Source organism: Marinoscillum furvescens DSM 4134 (genome assembly GCF_003386095.1).
GTDB lineage: Bacteria > Bacteroidota > Bacteroidia > Cytophagales > Cyclobacteriaceae > Marinoscillum > Marinoscillum furvescens.
In genome coordinates this window covers 21,187-36,961 of sequence record NZ_QREG01000008.1, presented here as the reverse complement: position 1 = coordinate 36,961, position 15,775 = coordinate 21,187, and the positions used below count along the sequence as shown (strand labels likewise).

Annotated in this window: 15 protein-coding genes; 3 read left to right on the top strand and 12 right to left on the bottom strand. The window is 46.5% G+C overall.

Features of this window, described 5'->3' with window-relative positions; genetic code table 11:
• Positions 1–172 precede the first annotated feature (172 nt).
• Complete coding sequence (locus tag C7460_RS09940) at positions 173–919, bottom strand: VOC family protein (protein WP_170147956.1); 747 nt, start codon at positions 917–919, stop codon at positions 173–175.
• Positions 920–949: 30 nt separating this feature from the next.
• On the bottom strand, positions 950–1,459 hold the full coding sequence (locus C7460_RS09935) for an SRPBCC family protein (protein ID WP_115867954.1): 510 nt from the start codon (positions 1,457–1,459) through the stop codon (positions 950–952).
• Positions 1,460–1,577: 118 nt separating this feature from the next.
• Here C7460_RS09935 and mltB point away from each other — a divergent pair, with 118 nt between their 5' ends.
• Positions 1,578–2,549: a lytic murein transglycosylase B gene (gene mltB / locus C7460_RS09930; RefSeq protein ID WP_115867953.1), complete on the top strand. Its 972-nt coding sequence runs from the start codon at positions 1,578–1,580 to the stop codon at positions 2,547–2,549.
• Between the two features lie 3 nt (positions 2,550–2,552).
• Here the strand turns inward: mltB and C7460_RS09925 are convergent, their stop codons facing one another.
• The 6 genes from C7460_RS09925 to C7460_RS09900 form a co-directional block, all read right to left on the bottom strand.
• Positions 2,553–2,936: a lipocalin family protein gene (locus C7460_RS09925; RefSeq protein ID WP_115867952.1), complete on the bottom strand. Its 384-nt coding sequence runs from the start codon at positions 2,934–2,936 to the stop codon at positions 2,553–2,555.
• A 13-nt stretch (positions 2,937–2,949) separates the two neighbouring features.
• Complete coding sequence (locus C7460_RS09920; protein WP_115867951.1) at positions 2,950–5,511, bottom strand: ABC transporter permease; 2,562 nt, start codon at positions 5,509–5,511, stop codon at positions 2,950–2,952.
• Positions 5,501–5,836, bottom strand: coding sequence for a PadR family transcriptional regulator (locus C7460_RS09915; protein ID WP_115867950.1), 336 nt, complete (start codon positions 5,834–5,836; stop codon positions 5,501–5,503). The genes C7460_RS09920 and C7460_RS09915 overlap by 11 nt, the downstream gene beginning before the upstream one ends.
• Before the next feature lie 101 nt (positions 5,837–5,937).
• A complete protein-coding gene (locus C7460_RS09910; RefSeq protein ID WP_115867949.1) occupies positions 5,938–8,406 on the bottom strand; it encodes a tetratricopeptide repeat-containing serine/threonine-protein kinase in 2,469 nt (822 codons plus the stop codon).
• Positions 8,407–8,409: 3 nt separating this feature from the next.
• On the bottom strand, positions 8,410–8,991 hold the full coding sequence (locus C7460_RS09905) for an ECF-type sigma factor (protein WP_115867948.1): 582 nt from the start codon (positions 8,989–8,991) through the stop codon (positions 8,410–8,412).
• Positions 8,992–9,144: 153 nt separating this feature from the next.
• Positions 9,145–11,778, bottom strand: a complete 2,634-nt coding sequence (locus tag C7460_RS09900; RefSeq protein ID WP_147302907.1) for a PKD domain-containing protein — start codon at positions 11,776–11,778, stop codon at positions 9,145–9,147.
• Between the two features lie 121 nt (positions 11,779–11,899).
• On the opposite strand from C7460_RS09900, the gene C7460_RS09895 reads away from it, so the two are divergent.
• Positions 11,900–13,213, top strand: coding sequence for an MFS transporter (locus C7460_RS09895; RefSeq protein ID WP_115867946.1), 1,314 nt, complete (start codon positions 11,900–11,902; stop codon positions 13,211–13,213).
• Here the strand turns inward: C7460_RS09895 and C7460_RS09890 are convergent.
• Positions 13,210–13,605 carry a TerB family tellurite resistance protein gene (locus tag C7460_RS09890; protein ID WP_115867945.1) on the bottom strand — a complete coding sequence of 132 codons (396 nt, stop codon included), beginning with the start codon at positions 13,603–13,605 and terminating at the stop codon, positions 13,210–13,212. The genes C7460_RS09895 and C7460_RS09890 overlap by 4 nt on opposite strands.
• A 157-nt stretch (positions 13,606–13,762) precedes the next feature.
• Between C7460_RS09890 and C7460_RS09885 the strand changes: the two genes are divergently transcribed.
• Positions 13,763–14,269, top strand: a complete 507-nt coding sequence (locus C7460_RS09885) for a D-glycero-alpha-D-manno-heptose-1,7-bisphosphate 7-phosphatase (RefSeq protein WP_115867944.1) — start codon at positions 13,763–13,765, stop codon at positions 14,267–14,269.
• A 46-nt stretch (positions 14,270–14,315) separates the two neighbouring features.
• Here C7460_RS09885 and C7460_RS09880 read toward each other — a convergent pair whose 3' ends face one another.
• Genes C7460_RS09880 through C7460_RS09870 form a run of 3 tightly spaced genes read right to left on the bottom strand, consistent with a single transcriptional unit; the run spans position 14,316 to position 15,769 of the window.
• Positions 14,316–14,876, bottom strand: coding sequence for a tetratricopeptide repeat protein (locus tag C7460_RS09880; RefSeq protein ID WP_170147955.1), 561 nt, complete (start codon positions 14,874–14,876; stop codon positions 14,316–14,318).
• 43 nt (positions 14,877–14,919) lie between these two features.
• The gene (locus C7460_RS09875; RefSeq protein WP_115867942.1) at positions 14,920–15,399 is read right to left on the bottom strand and encodes a hypothetical protein; all 480 of its coding nucleotides are present in this window, start codon (positions 15,397–15,399) and stop codon (positions 14,920–14,922) included.
• Positions 15,400–15,448: 49 nt separating this feature from the next.
• Entirely contained in the window at positions 15,449–15,769 is a 321-nt protein-coding gene (locus C7460_RS09870) for a TfoX/Sxy family protein (protein WP_115867941.1), read from the bottom strand.
• Positions 15,770–15,775 lie beyond the last annotated feature (6 nt).

Genomic DNA, 15,775 nt, shown 5'->3' with positions numbered 1-15,775 from the left:
GGTTGGGCGCACATCGGAGGAAATCCTCAAATATGCTAAATAAAAATTCTCAAAGCTTGTAATACTCGGCGAAGTACACAAGGAAAGCTAATGTTCTTATCAAAAGCAAAAAATCAATATCGAATGCAGTTAAACTATCGATGAACAGCACTCAAACAACGACAAACGGGGGTTAATTTTCTACAATCAGCAAGTTTCCTTCCGCATCTTGTTGAAAAGGTTCACGTAAGCCTTTCATTTTCAGGCTATGGTACCCTACGAGCTGCGAACGATCTAGCGATTCTTGTACTTTGTGTTGGTTGAGTTGTACGAGCTCTACAGCCAGGTTTTCTCCTTCCAGTAGGCGAATGAAGATCGACTGCTCTTTCAGGTCCAGATTGTAGACTTCAGTTAGAGGAAGTTTCATTTGATACCATTTTTCTTGCAGACCTATATCCTCCACAGTAAGTGCCAAAAAGTATGGCTTTAATTTATGAGGTCCATGATCTTCAAAAAGTTGAATGCGGTTGCCGTCAGGGTCTTTTATGATAAGTGTCCGGCGTTTGAGGCTATTGTCATGGACTACATTACCTACCATCTCTACTTCACTAGTTTCGAGGGTGGTTACCAGCTCGTCAAATTGATTGGTGATGAAGCCAAATTTGTATAGCCCTGGAAGCCTTGTTATGTTATAGGCACGCTTTAGTGTGTCAGGGTGTTTGGCTTTTTTGCGTTCTTCCAGCGTGATGGTGAGGTTGTCATGATAGAGTAGGTCATAATCATTGGATGCCTGAAAGTTCAGGTGTTGTTCATACCATTTGGCCATTTTCTCAGGCTGTGTAGTGATGAGGTTGAGTTCGCGAATTTCAAATTCGTTTCTTGACTCACAGCTGCAGATGGCTGCCAGCATGCCGATTAGCAATACTCGTGTGTAATTCATTTTAGCCCACATTGGTTAAACGATAGTTGATTACATGTTTACGAATTCAAAACCATCATGTTTGCCCATCATATCAGGGTTTTTATGATGTAGCGTGATCTTGTGTTCAAGGTATGCTTTTAAGTTGGTAAGCCAAAAGGTCCATCCGGTGCCACAGCCATAATAGATGTTCATTTTACTTTTATCATCTGTAGGGATGAGCTCCTGAGTGAGCGTGACAAGGGTGCTTTCTTCCCTGGCTTCCAGGTGTAGTGTAACCTGTGAGCCGGCAAAAGTCCACGTAAGTTCTGTGGGGTGATTGGCCGTAAGTATTTTACCTTTTTCCTCGTCAGGCCAGTTGTGCCATTTCCAGCTAAACTGATCGCTGGCCTGTACCAGTTCATCTGGTTTGCGTGTGGTGCCTGATGCGGAAATATAAGTACACGACCGCAAAAACCACTTTTCTATACCAGCACTTGTAGCCCATTGAGGGTAAATGTGCTCAGGTGTGGCATGGATGATAATCTTCCTTGTAAAGCTGCTCCAAGTTTTGTTTGCCATGGTTTAATTTACAAAAAAAGTACATTGGCCAGGGGCATTGATGCGATTTAATGTCTTTTTGGACTGTTTTTTGTTTAGAAGCTTCATCTTTGATGTCACCTGAATAGAAATAAGAATTATGAGGAGAAATTTGATGTGGTTAGGGTTGTGTTTGCTGGTAACTGTAAGTAGTGCTCAGGTAAATCAAAGTAAAGTGTCGGAGTTTGCCAGGAGCTATGCCGAACGGCATGATATGACAATAGCTGAGCTTACTGTAATACTTAATAATGCGGAGTATCAGCAGTCGACAGTAGATAAAATTAGCAGGCCGGCAGAAGGAACCATGACCTGGGGGCGGTACCGCAATATCTTTCTGCAAGATAATCGCATTCAGGCAGGAGTGGAGTTTTGGAAAACACATGAAGAAGTACTGGTAAATGTGAGTGAAGACAGTGGAGTGCCAGAGGAGATCATTCTGGGGATACTTGGAGTGGAAACATTTTTCGGGCAACGAATAGGGGATTATCGGGTGCTAGATGCACTGTACACATTGGCTTTCGGCTATCCTAAACGGAGTTCATTTTTTACGGCAGAGCTCGAAAAATTCTTAGAGCTTACTGAAAAAGAAGGGCTGGACTTATACAGCATCAAAGGGTCTTACGCCGGGGCGATTGGATACTGTCAGTTTATGCCCAGTAGCTATTTGGCCTATGCCAAAAGCTACGGAGAAGGCGATGGCTGTAACCTGATGGAGCCAGAAGATGCTATAGCCAGCGCTGCCAACTACTTGCGAGAGCACCGATGGGAAACTGGTGGCCCGATAGCGGCACGTGTAGCACAGCGCATCAACCCTAAAGATGTGGTGTCTTCCTCTTCCAGGCCCCGCAATACGCTGCGCTACTATGCAGATAATGGCTATATGCCCTCAGGTAACATCGCTCCCGCTAGAAAAGCTGCGCTCCTAGAGCTTGAAGGAGAAGAGGGTATGGAGTATTGGTTTGGTTTTCACAACTTCTATGTGATCACCAGATACAACCACAGCGCACTGTACGCTATGGCTGTTTTTCAGCTGGCAGAGGCGATCAAAGAAGCTCGCGAAAGAGATCTGTAGCAGCTACTCTGCGGTGCGTCTGTGAATGATGGTGAACTGTTCGGCGCGTGGAGAACCCACGCCGGTCCAGGTCATTTCACTGCCTGAAATTTCCCAGGTCCAATAGCTGTCATCTTCGCTACCGGCATCACTATCCAGATAGAGGGTGTTGTTTTCCTGAAAAGTGAACTTACCTGTGTTTTTCCCGTAAGGGGTGCCGCCACTTTCAAAGGTGCCGTTTGGCTTAAAAATAATGAAGCGATCAGCTTCAGGGTTATGAGTGGAGGTTACATCTTCACCACCTTCGAGTACTTTGTACATGATCCATTTGCCATATAGGGTCGAGTCATTCTGAGGTGTGAAAAGACTGACAATGAACAGTAGCGTAAATGTTGTAAGCTGTGTCATATTCTGATTGGGTTTATTCGTTTCGCAATATTTTGGCAGGATTGATCCAGACGACCTGAAAGCACTTAACACTCAATACGCTCACCACCAGGAGCATGAGCAGGCTGACGGGCACTAGCAGCATCCACCATTGGAGCGTAATGGCATAAGCAAAATTTTGAAGCCACCGAGTGAGCAGCCAGTAGGCTGCAGGGGTTGCTAAAACAGCGGCCAGTAGAGAGAGCCTGAAAAATGGTCCAGTCATTAGTTGGATGATATGCCACTGATTGGCTCCATGTACTTTTCGGATGCTCATTTCTTTGAGGCGTCTTTGTGCGGCGTAGGTACTCAGTCCGAAAAGTCCACTTAGGGATATGAAAATGATCAGCAGCGATGTGCCTGCGAAAAAATCGGCACGTTTTTCATCCTTGTTATACTGTTGCTGAAAGTTTTGGTCCAGAAAAGCAAAATTCACTTCGGGAGTCTGGGCGATTTCTTGCCAGGTGTCTGTCATTTGGTTGATGGTAGCCGAAAGGTCCTGAGTAGCTAACCGAACGAGCATGTATTGGCTGCCAGAAGCATGCCTGATCACGAGCGGTTCTATAGCCGTATGGAGCGAGTTGAAATGAAAGTTGCGGATTACGCCGATGATCTTGTCTTCGAAACGTGTGCCGGACTTCAACGTTTTGCCGATAGCCTCTTGTGGAGACCAGCCCGTGCTTCTAAGAAACTGCTCATTCACGATCAAGCCTATGGACTCTTCACCACGGTAGGGTTTGAAGTTGGAGCCGGCCAGTAGCTCGATTTGCAAGGCATCCAAAAAACCATGATCTACGTAGATGTGTGGGCATACCAGCTTTTGTTCGCCATCTGCGGTGTGAAATTGAAAGTTGTTCACTGGAGGGATGTCACCGGGAAGTTGATAAGTAGCTGCCACGTGAGTGACTGCAGGCAGCTGCTGTAGGGCATTTGATAGTTCGTGAAAATGCTCCCGATCGCTTTGATCCAAATTCACATACATGACCTGCTCCTTGTTGAATCCCAGATCTTGCTGGTTCATAAAGTTGATCTGCAGATAGATGACAGTGGTAGCAGAGATCACCAGCGTGCACAAGGTCAGTTGGATCAGGACCAGGGAGGATCGGAATCCTTTGGTTTTTGGGTTTCGGGAAGCGGCCAGTTTGGCAACATACTTTGCCGGATATAGTCCGGTGGCATACGTCAGCACCAAAAAGCCCCCAATGACCAATCCCCCGGTTGGCCAGTCTATGGAGAGTGGTGACGAGACTTCCGCAAAGTGCTCAAAAGCAGGCTGTAGTAGGCCTACAAGTAGTATGCTGATAAGAAGCGCAAACAGCACGTAGCATGCGGTTTCGAAGAGAAACTGGCCGCGAATATTCCCCTGGAAGGCTCCAAAAGTTTTGCGGACTTGAATTTCCTTCAATCGCTGGGATGCCTGGGCGGTACTTAGGTTGATGAAGTTGACGATGCTCATGAGCAGGATGAGCAAAAACAAGATGCAAAATCCTTTGAGGTAGAGTAGGTTGCCATCATTAGGCTCCAGTTCAAACTTACGCCGCGAGGTGAAATGTATGTCTGTGAGCGGCTGCATTTTTACCCAGATTTTTCCCCGGCCATTGTGCCCGGTTGCCGTAAAAATTTCATTGGCCAGTTGGTCCAGCTCCTGCTGAAAGGCCGCGGCCTGTACGCCTTCTTTGAGTTGGATGTAAGCGGCCCATCGCCAGGCATCCATGCTGAGCTGCTCGGTAGGATCTGTCATGGAGACAAATGCTTCCGGGTGAAAATGGCTCGTGGCAGGTGGGTCTGTGATAATGCCCGTTACGGTGTAAATCGATCCATCGTCGGCAGTGATCGTTTGTCCCAAAGCGTAGGAGTCACCGAATAGGCGCTGGGCAGTCGTGGTGGTCACTACCAGGCTATGCGGGTTTTTGAGAGCTTGTAGCGGATCGCCTGCCACCCATTGATAGTCGAAGATTTCGTGGAGGTTTTGGTCGGTACGGTACATGCGTTTGATGGAGACGAGCTCTTCACCTTTGTGGAAGTGAAAGTGGCTATACCTCCGGAGGATGGTGTGACTGGTAACTTGCGATAGCTCGCTGTGTACCTTGTGAGCCAGACCTGTAGGGGTGATGGCCAGTTCCACCAGTTCATTGCCGTATTCCATGTCTATCACCAGACGATAGGTGCGTTCATGGTTGGTGAAATGCCGTTCGTAGCTCCATTCATGATGGATATACAGTGCAAGAAAGATACATGCAGTGATGCCGAGAATGAGGCCGGATAGGTTTACCGTAGTAGAGGTTTTGTTGCGCAATCCTACTCGCCATGTAGTCGTGAAATAGGATCGAAGCAGCGCGACTTTTTGCCAAAGCATAGAACGGCTTTTGTTGAGAAAAACGATTCGAAAAAAGCCAATTACTCGAAGCAGGTGTCGCCATTTGGCCTTTTGGGTACTACCAGTCTCCAAATCATAGGCGTATAGCTCCAGCAGGTCCCCTTTGATGCCCTCAAAAAGGTGAGGATCGCAAAACCGCTCGAGAAGTCTGTCTAGCCAGGTATTTAGTTTACTTCCCATGCTCAAATGCGATTTTTGGGATGCGGTCCCAAAGGGAGTTGCGGATAGCACGGGAGTTTTCCAGTGCCTGCTGACCAGCTGCTGTTACACGAAACAAGTGTTTGCGCCGACCACCACGTTCGGGAGTGGCTCCATCGTAGCGTGAAGTACAGAATCCTTTTTCTTCAAGGCGTTTGAGTGCGGCGTGCACCGTGCTAATGGTGATTTTTCGATTGGTGCGCTCTGCTATTTCCTTCATGATCGCCACTCCATAAGCATCGTCATACAGGCTGGCCACGGTCAGCAGTATCAATTCTTCGAGTTCTCCAAGTTGGGTTCCCTTCATGTTTGAAGCTGTTTTTTGCCAAATGTATGATATTAGTTTCGTATTTGTAGAATATGAGGCGAATATTTATTTCGTATTTGTAGAAATTGACCAATTAATAGCTAAATAGACTGTTTCTTGAGGAGGGAACTAAGGCCTTCGTGATATTTGATGAGCTCGGGGTGCTTGTCGTCCAGCACATTTTGGCCTATTTCAATTGCGGTTTTGTAGTGTTTTTCGGCGGATGGTAGATTTCCCGTTACGCCGTGGAGTTCAGCGAGCAGGTAGTGTGTGTAGCTGACTTTTTGATGGTTTTTTCCAAACTTGTTTTGGTAGATGCTGAGCGCCTGATGGTAATACTTTTCAGCCTGAGCGTAATTTTTTTCTCCTTCTGTAGCCAGTCCGAGGCTGATATAGTCTCCGGCTACATACGGGTGGTCAGCGCCAAATTGTCGAATGTCTACTTTTAGCACCTGCTCAAAATAACCAATCGCTTCACCGAATTGTCCCTGGCTGTATTTGCTATTTCCCAGGTTGTACAATGAGCTGATGGAATGATGGTGTTCTTTTCCGTATAGGTTTTTGTACTTATGATATGCGATCAGGTTGAGAGAGTCGGATCGGTGATAATTCCCTGTTTTGTAGTAGGCGGCTCCCAGGTTGGCGATGGTGTTGATTAGTTGGGGGTTGTCCTCCGCAAAGTATTCTTTTTCTTCTATTAATTTTTGATGCAAAATCTTGATTTGATGCTCATAGTTGCCCATTCGGTTGTAGATGATGGCCAGATTGCCGAGCGGTATAAACCGCACGGTGTTGTCATGTTCAAAAAAATGCTCTCCAGTGGAAAGGGCTTTTTGGCACGCCTTGAGTGCATCATCGTATAGGGAAAGCTCACGCAGGTTTAAGCTAAGGTTGTTATAAGCAAAAGCCAGAGCTATTTCGATTGGCGGTTCGGATGAGGGCGTAGTGGGTGCGTTTTCTAGCAGTGCTATGGCCCGATGTGCTGAGGAAATGCCGTCTTCATAGGCTGCGCGTTTGTAGCAGAGGTAGCTTTTGTCTTTTAGCGCGTAAGCGAGAGGTAGCGCTGTTTCGGGTAAGTTTTTGGTTAATAGGTCGATGGCGTGTGATAGGGTGGAGTCCGCCTTGTCAAATTGAGAGAGGTTTCGGTAATTGGCAGACAGCTCGGTAAGTGTACGTCCCAGCGAGGTTGCATGTTCACTGGGCGACTGCTGATAAAATGATACTGCGTTGATGAGTAAGGGGCTAGCTTCCGTCCAAAGCCCCAATTTGTGATACAGCCTGGCGAGCTCCGTGGACACATAGGCCCGTACAGAGGGCTCCTTGATTTTTGCTATGTCATCGGCTCTTTTTTTGAGCAGGTCGGCAGGAGTTAGGTCTTTGGATGCTGGCAGGTTCGGATCTCCTCCATCAAAGACTTTTCGAAGAAAGGTAAGGGTGGCTTGCGCTTTTTGATGCTCTTCAAAAATCCTGTCGGCTTGTTTTTTGTAGATCAGAAAAGCAATAAGTATCGTGCTGAATAGCACCAGCGAAAGGCAAAGTACCATCCAGTTTCTACGCACGTAGAGTGCAGTTTTGGTTTGCCAGCTGATGGGGGCCGCCACCGGTTGGTGGTTGATGCATCGTATAAGGTCTTCTTTGAGGGCACTGGCCGTAGGGTACCTGTTTTCTTTCTTGCCTTTCAGGCATTTGCCTACCACAGCACTTAGTGATTTACTTACTTGAGCGTTGATCTCGTGAGCGGGTGTAGGTGAGGGATTTTGTAAGTTCTTCGTGATTTGTTCCCGGGTTTTGCCAAAGGGTTTTTGGGAGGTGCAAAGCTCATACAAGCATATGCCTAGCTGAAAAATATCTGAAGCGGTATCGATGGTTTCACCATGGAGCTGCTCAGGAGAGCTATAGGCAAGTGTACCGGCACCGGTGTTGTTTTTTGCTGTGAGTGCATGACCGATCCCAAAATCGAGTAATTTGATTTCTCCGTTAGACTTTACCAGAATGTTTGTTGGTTTTAAGTCACGGTGAAGAATAAGCTTGGCGTGTGCATGGGCCAGAGCATCAGCTATTTGCATAAATAAGTGTGCAATGTGCCGGAGCGAAGGCTGATGCTGGTGGCAGTGCTGATCTAGTGTAAGTCCATCTACATACTCCATGATGAAGTATGGAGCGCCTTCTTGAGTGACTCCTCCATCCAGTATTCGAGCGATTGCCGGATGATTTAGTCGGGCCAGTATTTGGCGTTCTTTTTGAAAGTACTCGAGGTGTTTGTCGGTATGTAGTATAGGGGAGAGTACTTTGATGGCTACTTTTTGGTCGTACATTCCATCGCTTCTACTGGCCAGGTAAACAGTAGCCATGCCTCCTGTGGCCAGGGTATGATCTATGGTGTAATTGCCAATGGTATAAGCTGGTGGCAGCTCACTATTGAGGCATTGTGAGAGCTCTGCGGAGAGTTTCTTTTCCAGTTGTTGGAAATAGTCGTTTACTTCTGGTGGTGGTGCTGGGAAATCGGCTTCTTCCACCCCCATCTCATTAAGAAACGCTTTCCATTCCTCATGCGAAAACCCCTCTTCCATAAATCAATAGGCCATGTTGGGTGTGAGCTGCATGTGTAGCCAGGTTTTGGCCATGCTCCATTTACGCTTTACAGTACTGGGACTGGTGCCCAGTACCTGAGCAGTTTCGTCTATGGAGAGTCCCGCAAAAAAACGACACTCTACTATTTTTCCGTAGTGTGGCTGCTGCTTTTCTAATACTTGAAGAGCATCATGTATTTGTAAAATGGCATCTCTCGTGTCTTCACTGAAATTTAATTGCTCTTCGAGATCTTCTATGGGAAGGTGCGGCTGATTCTTTTTTCGCTTTTGGGTACGTTGCTTCTGACAGGCATTTACGAGTATTTGGCGTATGGCTTTGCTTGCCAAATTAAAAAAATGCTCTTTGTTCTGCAGTTGGCTGAGGTCAGCTTTGGCGAGCTTAAAATACGCTTCATGTACCAGAGCGGTGGTGTTAAGGGTTTCTTGCTTTTGAAACCTCCTACGTAGTAAGTGAGCACTTTTGCGAAGCTCTTCGTAGACCAAAGGGAAAAGATGGTCCAGGGCTTTGGTGTCTCCCTGATTTATTCTTTGAATGAGCTTGTCCAGTTCTTTTTCAGCAAGCATTCTTAGAGCGGTTTGTTTAGCGGAAAGTTACTAAAAAATATGGATTTAATCCTATTTGAGCGGGAGATTTGCACTTCATGGTGGATGAGTAAAAAACGAATGGCCACCCAACAGGGTGGCCCTCGCGCCTTAACCTACCTTATATGAAGAAGACTACTGACTGTTGCCCAGAGGATTGTTCATAAAGGTATTGTTGGCGCTTGCTCCTGAAAAAGCATTGGTAGTACCGATGGAGTAGACACCATATCCTCCGCTATTGGAGATGGTGGAGTTTGTGATTGTTAGATTTCCAGACCTGTTTACGCCCACGTTGGCAGAAAAATTCTCACCAAAGAACTCATGGTCTGATTTGCCGCCATATGAAATCAATGTATGATTTAGGCTATTGCGGCTATCTGAAGACTGGATAAAGATGCCCTTCCACAGTAGGCCTCCCTGGATGTTGGAGGAGGTAAAGGTGATGATTTCAGCACTGGATCCTTCTGCTATCAAAGCACCATAAACCTCGAGCTGTACATCTTCGTCCATTGTGAGTGTGGTGCCCGGGGCTATGGTAAGCACTCCGTCTATTTCCACATTGCCGCGTATTCTGTAGGCTGCGTTTTGTGAGAGTTTGTTCCAGGTGACCGTTTTGGTGTCTGCCAAATCAGAAGCGAAAACTGCTACAGCAGACTGGCTATTGTTGCTAAATGTAGTAGCACCATCTATGGCATCCACTTCGTTAGCCGGTAAGCCAATGGCATGTTCGTTGTTTTCAAAGTGATTGGTGGTAAAGGTTTCTATTTGACCTCCGTCATTGTCTATATAAAGTCCAAACTCTGTGTGGTCTGTTACCGTGCAATTAGTGAGCGAAATTTTCCCATAGCGATCTACTCCTATTCCCGCTGCGTGATTGGTGCCACTAAAGTCTATTGGGCTATTTCCTGCATGAGCTACCTCAGTGTAGGTGAGGTGGTTGAGGCTGGAGCTGGAGGTGAAATACAGGCCTTTCCATCTAAGTCCGCCACTTAGGTTAGATGAGGTAAAAACTACGTGATTTGCCGCTGTGCCATTGGCAGTGAGCGAGCCGCTTACAGTTATGAGTTTGTCTTCATCTACTTCAAAAAGCGCCCCAGCATCTACAGTAAGTGCTCCTTCTATGTAAAGGTTGCCAGATACCCGGTAGGAGGCATCGTTACCCAATGACGGCCATGTGCTGGTATTGGAGGCGCCATAGGTAGAGCTAAATATTTCTACATCGGCGTTTGCATTATTGGTAAAAGTGCTTTCACTATCCAGGTCTTCAGCTTCATTTGCAGGAAGGCCCACAGCTCTGTCGTTATTGATAAACGTGTTTTTGGCAAACGTGCCAAGCTGTCCTCCGTCATCGTCTAAATAAAGGCCATACCCGAGGTTGTTTTCAAATCGACTGTTTGTTACGGATATTTTGCCGTCTGACTCTACCCCGCAGGCTGCAGCATGGTTGTAGCCTGTAAAGTCAAAGTCGGAGCTGCCAGCATAGGAGATGGTAACATATTCCAGTGCGTTTCTACCATCTGCCGAGCCAATGTATATCCCTTGCCAATGCAGGTTTTCCTCTGGGCTTTTGCTGGTAAACACGATCCCATCGGTAGCATCACCTTTTGCTATGAGTGCTCCATATACGCTGATGTCTACGTTTTCGACTATATGAAATTGCACACCAGGGGATAGGGTGAGGGTTCCGTTGATTTTGAGGTCGCCGGCTAGGGTATAAGCTGCCGATCCATTGAGTTTGCTCCAGGTAGTTTCGTTGCCTTCAGCATGAGTGGACGCAAAAATGGTTACATCGCTTTGTGAGTTGGACTCAAAAGTGGTGCTTTCATCTATAGCATCTACGGTGCCAGCCCATACGCCTACAGCGTGCTCATTGCTTGCAAAGTGGTTTGCTGTAAAGTTTGCGAGCAGGCCTCCATCATCATCAGCGTAAACGGCATAGCCTTCATTATTTGCAAATGTGGAGTTGTCTATGTTTGCTTTTCCGCTAGCGCCTACCCCAACTGCAGCTTTGTAATTAGCTCCAGTAAAGTCTATTTCAGAGTTTCCTGCATAGGCAATGTTTGTATAGGAAAGCTTATTTTGTGAAGTGCCAGATTGGATAAATATGCCTTTCCATAAAGTAGCACCTTCGATGTTTGCGGAGGTGAAAGTGATGCTGTCTTGTGCGGTGCCTTCAGCGCTTATGGTGCCAGACTCCAATATGGTGATGGCCTTGTTTTCCTGTACATGGATTACGACTCCAGGAGCTACGCTCATCTTTGCTCCGATATACAGGTTGTCGACCACCAGATAGTCTGCCTGGTCAGGGTCCTCATGGATGTCTTCGAGGATCAGGTCTTCGGAATATGACCCGCTTAGCTCAGTGGTGCCTTTTGCCACCACCATAATGCTTTTAGTAGCCGTGTCGGAAATTTCATTTTCGTCATTGGTGATGGTAAGGCTTACTTCATAGGTACCTTCCAAATCTGGAGTGAAAGAGCTCTCAAGGCTGGTGTTGGTAGCCATGGAGGCTTTGCTGCCGTCAGGGGTGGTCACCAGTGCCCAGGTAGCCTCATAGCCGATCATGTCTGGGTCTATAGAAGCATATGCGTTTACAGAAACCTCTTCATCTACTTCGGGAGTTTCCGGGGAGTAGTCAATCACAGCAGTCAGTTCGTAATTTTCGTCGGGTGTGGGGGTGTTGTCTTCTATACAGCTTACGAGCATGAGTAAACTCAATAAAGTAAGCATTAATAAAGTGGTTTTGAATAAATCAAGTTTGGTCTTCATAGTCTTAATGATTTAAAAATTCTAGGACAGTCTTTTTATGCATTACAAGAACTAAATGGAAACTGGGTCACGAATAAGAAAAAAATAAACATCAAGGTCTCGTGCAGGGTTGAAAGGCAGTATGAAACGAAAACCTGAGGAGATTGCAGAGCAACTTTATGAGTTTTTGGCAGATGAATCTGGTGAGGAGCGAGCGTGTGATGCTATATCGGAGGACTCGTGTCATGAGGTCCCGGGAAACTTCTTTTTGAACGCCATCAATGGGTTTAGTAGCAAGCTGGCAGAGCAAATAGCCAGTCCGGAGCTGGTGATTCCCTGGGTGTTTGCCCTGGCGGGAGTACCTACGATTTTTAGTGGGTTGCTCGTTCCTGTAAAAAATGCAGGATCCTTATTGCCACAGCTCATAGTCTCTGCCAAAATCAGGGCTTTTGCGCGCAGGAAATATTTCTGGTCTGGAGCGGCTGTGGTGCAGGCTGTGATGCTGCTACTCATGGCCTGGGCCATGAGCTTCGAAGGAGTCACTACCGGAATAATGGTAGTAGCAGCGCTACTGCTTTTTAGCATGGCTAGTGGTGTGGCATCTATTGCTTTTAAAGATGTGATGGGTAAAACCATACCCAAAGGCAAGCGAGGGAAACTCCTGGCTTTGCGCGCTACTGGAGGAGGACTTCTCACTATCGTGGCGGGGCTTATCTTCTATTTCTTCATCGGTAGCAATGAAGATTACTGGGTTTATCAGCTACTCTTTGTCAGTGCGGCGGTTTTGTGGGGTGTGGCAGCATTGCTTTTCGCGCTTATTCAAGAGGCGCCCGGAGCTACATCCGGTGGTCGTAAGCCTATAGAGGAGTTTAAAAATGGGATAAACATCCTCAGGGAGGATGCTAATTTTCGAAGGTTTTTGGTGGCTCGGGGCTTGATGCTCAGCATTCCCCTTGTTCAGCCCTTCCTCATCTTATATGCCCAAAAAGAATTGGAGGTCTCGCTATCAGGGTTGGGATTGTTTGTGATCGTCACGGGCATATCCAATAGCATTAGTAGCCCTTTTTGGGGACGGTTTGCAGACCGAAGTAGCAAAAATGTGATGGCTGTAGGCGCAATATTTGCTGCGATAGTTTGTGGATATGTGCTCATGTACAGCTGGGTATTGCCGGCAGACTATCAGTCTATATACACGTTTAGCCCAGTGTTTTTTCTCATCATTATTGCATACGGTGGAGTACGCATGGGGCGCAAAACTTATTTGGTAGACTATGCGCCTGATGAGGATCGGCCCTTGTACGTCTCTGTAGCCAATACCTCAATAGGTATATTGGTTTTGCTTTCGGGTGTACTGAGTGTCGTTGCCTCTGTTTTTGGCGTGCAGGTGATGATAGGTGTACTCAGTGTTATGATGCTAGTCAGCGCTGCAGTAGCGTACAAACTCAAAAATGCTTAATGGCCTGGTATCAGGTATGGAATCATGAGCTCTCTCATCTGGTCCCGCTCTACCTCTTTGTTTTCGATCAAAAAGGCAATTACCTCCTGACGGAATCCAAGCTTTCCGGCAATCTGTCTGGCGAAATACTCTTCAGAGCTTGTGACCATATTGTCTGCAAGAATGACCAACATACAGTCCATCATAAAATTCATTTTTTCCACCATGGTCATCGGTGCCAGGCTCTCATTGATCGTCGGTGAGTTAATAATCTCCTCCAGTTCCTGGGGTGTAGCTCCGTATCGACTGCTGATTTTTGCTATCGTTGCGCGCTCTTCGTCGGCAAATTCATCATCCACCATGGCAATTTTCACCAGTATACCGAGCTGTTTTTTCTTCTGGAAATCTAACATAGATGTATTTTAAGAAAAAATGTTCTATTCACCATTACGTAATAATCCCTAAATCAGAGGATAGGTTTAAAAAATCTGCAATATGGTTTCGAGTCTGGTGATAGCGTCGGCTTTTTCGGTGCTAAGGTTATAGCATTCGAATCAGTAGATTTGATATATGAACAAGTGCATTTTTTTGGATCGTGATGGCGTCATCAACAAAGATTACGTTGACTATGCCTATACATTGGATCGCTTTCAGATTTTACCGGGAGTGAAAGAAGCGGTCACCCAACTCAAAAAAGCAGGCTACCTCTGCGTGGTAATCACTAATCAGTCTGGGATAGCTAAAGGAATCTATACGCGTGCTCAGATGGAGGAGTGTCATCAATACATGCAGCAGGAATTAAACCATCAGATCGATCGGATCTACTATGCTCCGTGGCATCCGGACCACTCAGAGTCGCTCAGCCGAAAACCGGGGACTTTAATGTTTGAGCGGGCCATCGCACGTTTTGATATCGATGTAAACAAGTCCTGGATGATAGGGGATAAAAAACGCGATTTGATTCCTGCCCTAAAGGTCGGATTGCATACGGCTCAGGTGGGAGGTCTGGATGATGGCCTGGCTGAAATTGTAGAGGCAGATCTGCATGCAGCTGTTCAATTGATTTTACGAAGCTAATTTAATAGGTCCGAGGCTCCTTACAAATTTCACTATTGGTTCCAGACTACTCACACACCATGTATTCAGAGTATCCTATGCCCAAATCTTTGGCTTTATTCCAGTCCTTTTTTGCCAGTCCGGGGATTTCCATCATGCAGTAGGCAGTACCGCGGCTCACATACGCTTCCGCAAAATCAGAGTTGATCTTGATGGCTTTGTTGAATGCCTCTATGGCTAGTTCAGCGTTTTGATCGGTGAGGTAGAGGTAGCCCATTTCATAATAGGCTTCTGCATAGTTGGAATCAAGGTGGGTGGCCTGCTCCAGATCGGTCATGGCGGCACGCTTTTGCCCGTTGTGAGACTTGGCTACACCCCTTAGGTAATACACCTCGGCATTCGTAGAGTCCAGCCTGGCCGCCTGATCATAGAGCTTTACCGCCTGATCATAGTCCTCGTTGAGGTATTTTTCGTAGCCCTGGTCCAGGTAGGATTCGTTGGACTGAGATACACCCGGTAGGGATAGCGCCATCAAACCACAGAGCATCAGTAGATATTTTGCTGTGTTATTTATGGAAATGGTATGGGTGTTGTTTCTCATTGCCTGAAAGTGAGTAGCGTTTTTCATTGCCATGACTTAAAAGTACGCAATCCTACTCACTAGGTTGGTGTTATTGTTCTTGCCCAAATTCTTCTTGAGCTTCTTTTAGTAGCGTCACCAGTTTTTTACTAAATATTCGCACACTTCTAGTTTTGACCTCTTTTGGGTTTCCAAAGCGTATTTCATGTGAAAACTCACCATCCGATACTATCACCCAGTAGTCACAGCCATCGGCACATACATTGCATGTAGCTATGGTTTCTTTGGCGAAATCTTGTTTGTGGTAATGCCTGGTGAGCTCGTGCCAATCTTGATCAGGGGTATCAAAAAACTGCTCGGGAACGTCTAGCTCATCATCACAAGCATGGTCATAAGTATAGGAGTAGGTTTCAGCGCTGAGCGCAAGCTCATGTTCTCCAGCACACCACCCACAGATCTGGCCGATACGTACCTGAAAGCCGTCAGATAGCTGTCGGTTATTGGTTTCCTGGCATGCAGCCAGGAGAGAAAATAAAGCAAAAGACCGAAGAGTAAGCTTTAGCGTATGCATACTCCAAAGACTATCTCAACCTAAAAAGTGTTGGAAGGAGCACTTATTTTTAGCTCCGTTGAGCAGCCTCTATTGCTTTATGTGCCCATTCGGTAAGCTTTTCTTTGTCATCGATCACCACTTTGGGGACTTCCCAGTAGGGCATGCCTTTTTTCTTTTTCTCCGAATGGTATGGCTTCATGCCGTGAGCTTCATAGTCTGCTTGATTGTGTTCGCCTACTTTGAGCCGAAAGGTCTCCCCACCGATCATCCCAAACATCTGGCCTGCATGAAAAAAGCCTATTCCGCCGAACATTCTCTTGGTGGTTACATCTTGTATGCCCGAAAGCTGCTCGCTGATGTAATCTAAGTACGCTTGATCTACTGCCATTTGGTT